We start from the raw sequence: 6,159 nt of genomic DNA, 5'->3' as shown, positions 1-6,159 counted from the left end.
GACGCGACTGGATTTTCCCGAGATTTTATTTCCGTATAACAAATTCTTTGCATCCATTTTGGATCACCATGTTCAATGGGACCCAAACGCTTTTGCGCACCGCTTAAATAGCTCAATAGTGCGCCGCGATCATTACCACCAAAGTCAATGGATTGATCAAACTCTTCCCGACGCAAGGCTAAAATAAATGGTAATGTAACCATCAATTTTAGCTTCCCTCTTTGACGAGGCATCGCCCACACTTTGGTGATCCATGGTATGTTTTCCAAAAGTGGCGCTATTTCAGAAGCTACCAATACATGCAATTCAACATTTGGTATTTGCATTGCAATTGCCTTGAGTGCAGGCGTCAGAATGACGGCATCACCAAGATATTTAAATTGTATGGCTAAAACTTTATGCGACTTCAAGATAATATTATCTCAGTAATTACTTTTGGACTTACAAGAAGGAAAATAGCATTTCCAGTACAGTATAAATCTATTAGAATACTTTCACTTACTTGATTAATAGAATCAACAGAATTAGAAATATACGTCTATTTAATCATAAACATAGCTATCGATTTAACTACTAGAGTGAATTTCGAATGCTTGAGTTCGTACTTGATCGGTAGGCACTCATAAACACACCAGCCAATACACAGTAGAATTTTCCTTCACCAGAATCTAAGAGCAACGAGTTAAATAAAGAACCAACAACAATCGTTAGGATAAGACCACGTAAAGCATATCCATAATAGTCAACATCTTCTTCAGCGGAATCAAGACGATATGTCAATACCCAAGGAACAACAAAAAAAGCGATTAAACATACAAGCCCCACAATGCCTAGTTCTTGTCCAGTTAACAAAAATTCATTGTGGGGATTGGGAACATAGGTTGATAGTGTTTTTTGAGTTTCTGCCAACAGACGATAATCGTTCTCAAAACTCCCGGTACCACCACCGATAAACGGATTCTCTTTGATGAGAGACATTGCATTTGAATAAAATTCCAGTCTTAAGCCAGACGACGTAGGTGCTTGATTTGGCTTGTGACTCAAAACTTCTTGCTTAATGTCCATCAGGCGACTGTTAGGCATCGCGTTGGTCAACGAATAGATGGCAACAATAGCCACGACCAAGGCTGTTAACCATCGAAGCGATCTCCAGCCCCATGTTTCCCAGCTGAACCAGATCAACAAGATAACCATAATAACCTGACCGGATCGTCCATTCACCAAAAATAGTATATTCAGAATAGCAAGCAAGCTTACAGAAATCCAAATCCAGCGCTTCATACCAGCCGACTTTACGGCAAAATGGAGTGTGAGATACATAGTGAATGCCATAAAAATATTATGAGCAATTCTTCCTTTGAAGACAAAATAACCTTGTCCTATATCTTTATGCGGCACGACACCTAGCCATTTTAAATATGAAATAACCAATACCATGATCATGCCGGCCAAAAATGCCTTGAGTGCGAGACTTCTATATTTCTCCTGATATAATACGCTGATAATCAATGGGATATAAAGCAATTTGTGGTATTTTAACCACCAAGATAATCTCATCTCCCATGATGCGCTGGAATAAAGCATTCCAACTCCATACAAACAGAAGAAGATAATCGAAACAACTGCTGCTGGATGGCTTTTTATTTTTTGAAACTTTTCATTAAAATTAATCTGAGAGCACCCATGCTATAACAAACAAACCCATTGAGATACTCATAAAGGCTGTTGATAATGCAATGCTAAAACACGCAAATATGATCAGATAAAGCTGCGTTTTCTCAGCGTAAGTCAGATAAAGATTTCGCATAATTTATTTTTGTTATTTTATTTTCATTTGAAGTGTTTTTTACTCAGTTCCAAGCCAAAAAGTCTTTCTATTTTCATGACCCAACGGTGTTTTAACTCTCTTTTTGCTGGCTTGATAATTAGCATCTGGTGCAAAATTTTTTTCTGCTTCATTAACAAGCCAATCAACAACGATTGCCGGATGTTTTCCCGAAAATCGACAAACAGCCTCTGGGTCGATTTGATAACCGTTGAAGAGAGGGTGATCATGACCCCAGTATTTTCCAACCCGCTGATTTTTAGCCTGCATGGCGGCAATACTTCTAACGTGTCCATAGTGATATATAGGGGCACCAACAAGTGCTGCTTTAGGGTAGCGACCTCGGCTATTTTTATTCATAACCACCCAAAAGAGTCCGTCAGGCGCAAAGCTTCGAATGGTGTTTCTTATTATTCGGCATTCTTGTCTGTACCAAGCTGGACTCGTTGCCAACCAGTCAGGGCTACCAAAAAAGTGAAAATAATCAAATGCTAAAGCTTCTACATCTTGATTGTTGAAATTATTTTCCATGGCCGCACGGATTTTTGGTAAATCATCTTCATGAAGAACCTCATCCCCTTCGAGGTAGAAAGCCCAGTCGCCTGTGCAGTTATATTGCGCAATCATCTTCTGTTGCGCGTAGACAAATCCTCGGTCCTGCATTTTTTCATTCCAAAAAGTTGGAATGATGACAATTTTGTCCGACTTAATCGCTTGGATGCGTTCCAGCGTGTCATCTTCACTATCGCCCACTGCAATAACAAATTCGTCACAGAGTGGTAATGCTGAGCAGATACTTTCTATGAATGGATACCCTAACAAAGTTCCATTTCTAATAAACGTAAATGCGCTAATTTTCATATCGAATGCTTCTTTTGATGATGACGGGTCGTGGCGTGTGAATCTGCGTCATTTACTGCGCTTCTTGCAGGTTGCCGGCACCGCCAAATTGGATATGATGCAACTGCGCATACACCCCATTCTTAGCCAGCAATTCAGCGTGTGTTCCGGTTTCAACAATCTCGCCCTTTTGCAGCACAACAATACGGTCGGCTTTTTCGATGGTGGACAGTCGGTGTGCAATCACCAATGAAGTTCGCCCTTGCATCAGGGTTTCCAGTGCGGCTTGCACGTGACGTTCTGATTCACTGTCCAGTGCGGAGGTGGCTTCGTCAAGAATGAGAATGGGCGCATTCTTAAGAATAGCGCGTGCAATAGCAATGCGCTGGCGTTGGCCGCCAGATAGTTTCACGCCGCGCTCACCCACTAACGTCTGCAACCCCTGCGGCATCTCTAGGATGAACTCCATTGCATGTGCGGCTTGCGCTGCGGCGATGATCTCCGCCTCGGGCACTTCACGCATTTGGCCGTAGGCGATGTTGGCGGCGACCGTCGTGTTGAACAACACAACTTCTTGGCTCACCAACGCAATGTTGGCGCGCAGGCTTGACAGCGACAACTCGGCTATGTTCTGGGCGTCCAAGGTGATGCGCCCGACATCTGGCAAGTAGAAGCGGGGGACCAGATTGGCCAAAGTGCTTTTGCCGCTACCGGATGCGCCAACCAGTGCGACAGTTTGCCCTGCCGCAATCTTTAAGCAGATGTCGCGCAGCGCCAGCCTGTTGTCGCGCTCATAGGACAAGCTGACATGCTCAAACGCAATACCACCGTTTGCGCGACCAATGTCCCTTTCCCCAGCATTGACTTCACCAGGGGTATCGAGCAAATCAAACACGCTTTCTGACGCCGCCAAGCCGCGCTGTAAGTGCTCACTCACGCCTGTCAGTCGCTTGATTGGGGCGGTAAGCATGAGCATCGCGGCGATGAATGACAGGAATCCGCCAACGGTGGTTGCATCACCGTCTGATTGCAACGTGGCAAGGTAAACGATAGCAGCCAGTGCAACCGCAGCAATCATTTGCACGATGGGCACGTTGCTCGAAGCTGCCATAGCCTGCTTCATGTTGTAGCGCCGCACCCAGTTCACCTGGTCGCTAAAACGCGTGCGCTCATAGTGTTGTCCGCCAAAGAGTTTGACCACTTTGTGTGCAGCGATGCTTTCCTCTATGACCTGCGTGATATCGCCCATCGCTTGCTGTGAATCGCGGCTGGCGTTGCGCAAGCGCGCGTTGATTATTCTGAGTATGAAAGCGATCACAGGCACCATCACCAAACTGAGCAGGGTGAGTTTCCAATCTAAGTAAAACAGCCAGCCCAACAATCCAACAATGATGATGGAATCGCGCACAACAACTGTAACCACACTGGTCGCAGCAGCGGTCACCTGTGCCACGTCAAAGGTCAGTTTGGAGATCAGATTGCCGGTGGCATGGTCGTCATAAAAGGGTGTGGGCAGTGTCAGCAGCTTGTGAAACATTTCTTCCCGTAAATCCATCACGATTTTGTTTCCTACCCATGCAATGGCATACGTTCCCATGAAGGACGCGATGCCCCGCACGAAGAAAATCGCCAAGATGATCAGCGGTGCAAATTTGATGACAGCATTGTCTTTTTGGATGAACGCACCATCCAGCATCGGCTTGAGCAAGGCTGGCAACAGCGGTTCGGTTGCTGCGGTGATGGCCATGCCCAGGATGGACAGCGCAAAGATGCGCCAATAAGGTTTGACGTAACCGAGAAGACGTAAATAAAGCTGCGTACTGCTGAGCTTCATGGGGCTGACCCTAACATGATGGATGCAAATCTTGTGCTGCGGGTACCGCAACAGGATCCCAATTGAAAAAATTCAGTTAATTTGAACCCGCGCTAGGTAACGCAGGGATGAACAAAAAATGCGACTCACATCAACACAATATCGTACTGCTCCTGCCCCATCGCGCCCTCGCTTTGCAGCGACACCGGCTTGCCGATGAACTCTGAGAGGCCGGCCAAGTGCTGGCTTTCTTCGTCCAGAAACAGCTCGATCACCTTGGGCGAGGCCACCACGCGGAATTCTTTTGGGTTGAACTGGCGTGCCTCACGCAAAATTTCGCGAAAAATATCGTAGGCGACGCTGCGTGCGGTTTTCACCATACCTTTGCCCTGGCACAGCGGGCAGGCTTCACACAACATGTGCGCCAGCGACTCGCGGGTGCGTTTGCGCGTCATCTCGACCAGCCCCAGTTGCGAAAAGCCGCCGCACATGGTTTTGACACGGTCGCGCGCCAGTTGTTTGCGCATCTCGGTCAATACCGCCAGGCGGTGGTCTTCGCGCTCCATGTCGATGAAATCCACCACGATGATGCCGCCCAGATTACGCAGCCGCAATTGGCGGGCGATGGCTTGGGCCGCCTCTAAATTGGTCTTGAAAATGGTATCGTCAAAATTGCGCGCACCGACAAAACCGCCGGTGTTGACATCGACCGTGGTCAGCGCTTCGGTCTGGTCAACGATCAAGTAGCCGCCCGACTTCAATTCCACCCGTCGGCCCAGCGCCTTGGCGATGTCGTCGTCGATGGAATGCAGGTCAAAGATCGGCCGCTCGCCTTTGTAGTGCTGCAGTTTTTGTGCCGCTGCAGGCATGAACTCCAGGCCAAACGCCTTTAACGTCTCAAACTGCTCCTGTGAGTCCACCCGGATTGATGCGGTGCGCTCGCCCACCATGTCTCGCAGCACGCGCTGCAACAGGCTCAGATCCTGATGCAACAAGGATCCAGCCGGCAACTTGGTTGCGGCCTCGCGAATGCGCTTCCAGGCTTTGCGCAAGTAGGCAACGTCGTCAGCCAGTTCCTGATCTATGGCGTCTTCGGCGTTGGTGCGCAAAATGAAGCCGCCACCCAGATCACCCGCCAGCGTCTGCACGCGCTGGCGCAAGGCTTCGCGCTGGGCAGGTGGAATTTTTTGCGACACGCCAATGTGGTCGTCCTGCGGCAAAAATACCAGCATGCGCCCGGCGATGCTGATTTGCGTGGACAAGCGCGCGCCCTTGGTGCCAATCGGGTCTTTGATGACCTGCACCATCAGGCTTTGGCCTTCAAACACCTGTTTTTCGATCGGTATCTGCGCGGCCGCCGCACGCGCGTTGGAAATCGTCTCACCCTCGGCGGGCGGGTGCCAAACATCGGCCACATGCAAAAAAGCCGCGCGCTCCAAGCCAATGTCGATGAAGGCGGATTGCATGCCCGGCAACACACGCGCCACTTTGCCCAGATAGACGTTGCTGACCAGGCCACGCTCCAGCGCGCGCTCGACGTGCAACTCCTGCAGCGCCCCACCTTCGACGATGGCCACCCGCGTCTCTTGCGGCGACCAGTTGATCAAAATATCTTCTTGCATTATTGTTATAGAAGAAAAGTGCTTCTAGCCCTTATAGATAAAGCGCAGACAGCTATATA

At 48.5% G+C, this 6,159-nt stretch carries 5 protein-coding genes; all 5 read right to left on the bottom strand.

Annotation, left to right across the window (positions count from 1 at the left end; genetic code table 11):
• Positions 1 to 410 (bottom strand): glycosyltransferase family 9 protein (locus BLL52_RS20420; protein ID WP_139313389.1); only part of this gene is annotated, 410 nt, incomplete at its 3' end.
• A gap of 163 nt (positions 411 to 573) precedes the next feature.
• On the bottom strand, positions 574 to 1,584 hold the full coding sequence (locus tag BLL52_RS13775; protein WP_075587145.1) for an O-antigen ligase family protein: 1,011 nt from the start codon (positions 1,582 to 1,584) through the stop codon (positions 574 to 576).
• 262 nt (positions 1,585 to 1,846) lie between these two features.
• Positions 1,847 to 2,686: a glycosyltransferase family protein gene (locus BLL52_RS13770; RefSeq protein ID WP_241839156.1), complete on the bottom strand. Its 840-nt coding sequence runs from the start codon at positions 2,684 to 2,686 to the stop codon at positions 1,847 to 1,849.
• Between the two features lie 52 nt (positions 2,687 to 2,738).
• Entirely contained in the window at positions 2,739 to 4,499 is a 1,761-nt protein-coding gene (msbA, locus tag BLL52_RS13765; protein WP_075587144.1) for a lipid A export permease/ATP-binding protein MsbA, read from the bottom strand.
• 125 nt (positions 4,500 to 4,624) lie between these two features.
• Positions 4,625 to 6,100 (bottom strand): ribonuclease G, encoded by a 1,476-nt coding sequence (rng, locus tag BLL52_RS13760; protein ID WP_075587143.1) that lies wholly within the window; start codon positions 6,098 to 6,100, stop codon positions 4,625 to 4,627.
• Positions 6,101 to 6,159: the final 59 nt, after the last annotated feature.

Origin of the sequence: Rhodoferax antarcticus ANT.BR (assembly GCF_001938565.1) — a bacterium.
Taxonomy (GTDB): Bacteria; Pseudomonadota; Gammaproteobacteria; order Burkholderiales; family Burkholderiaceae_C; genus Rhodoferax; species Rhodoferax antarcticus.
This window is presented reverse-complemented; position numbering and strand designations above follow the sequence as displayed.

What these genes read in the sequence shown, in the direction of transcription:
- BLL52_RS13775 (WP_075587145.1), bottom strand. Translation starts at nt 1,584, where the DNA reads ATGCTTTATTCCAGCGCATCATGGGAGATGAGATTATCTTGGTGGTTA.
- rng (WP_075587143.1), bottom strand. Translation starts at nt 6,100, where the DNA reads ATGCAAGAAGATATTTTGATCAACTGGTCGCCGCAAGAGACGCGGGTG.
- BLL52_RS13770 (WP_241839156.1), bottom strand. Translation starts at nt 2,686, where the DNA reads ATGAAAATTAGCGCATTTACGTTTATTAGAAATGGAACTTTGTTAGGG.
- msbA (WP_075587144.1), bottom strand. Translation starts at nt 4,499, where the DNA reads ATGAAGCTCAGCAGTACGCAGCTTTATTTACGTCTTCTCGGTTACGTC.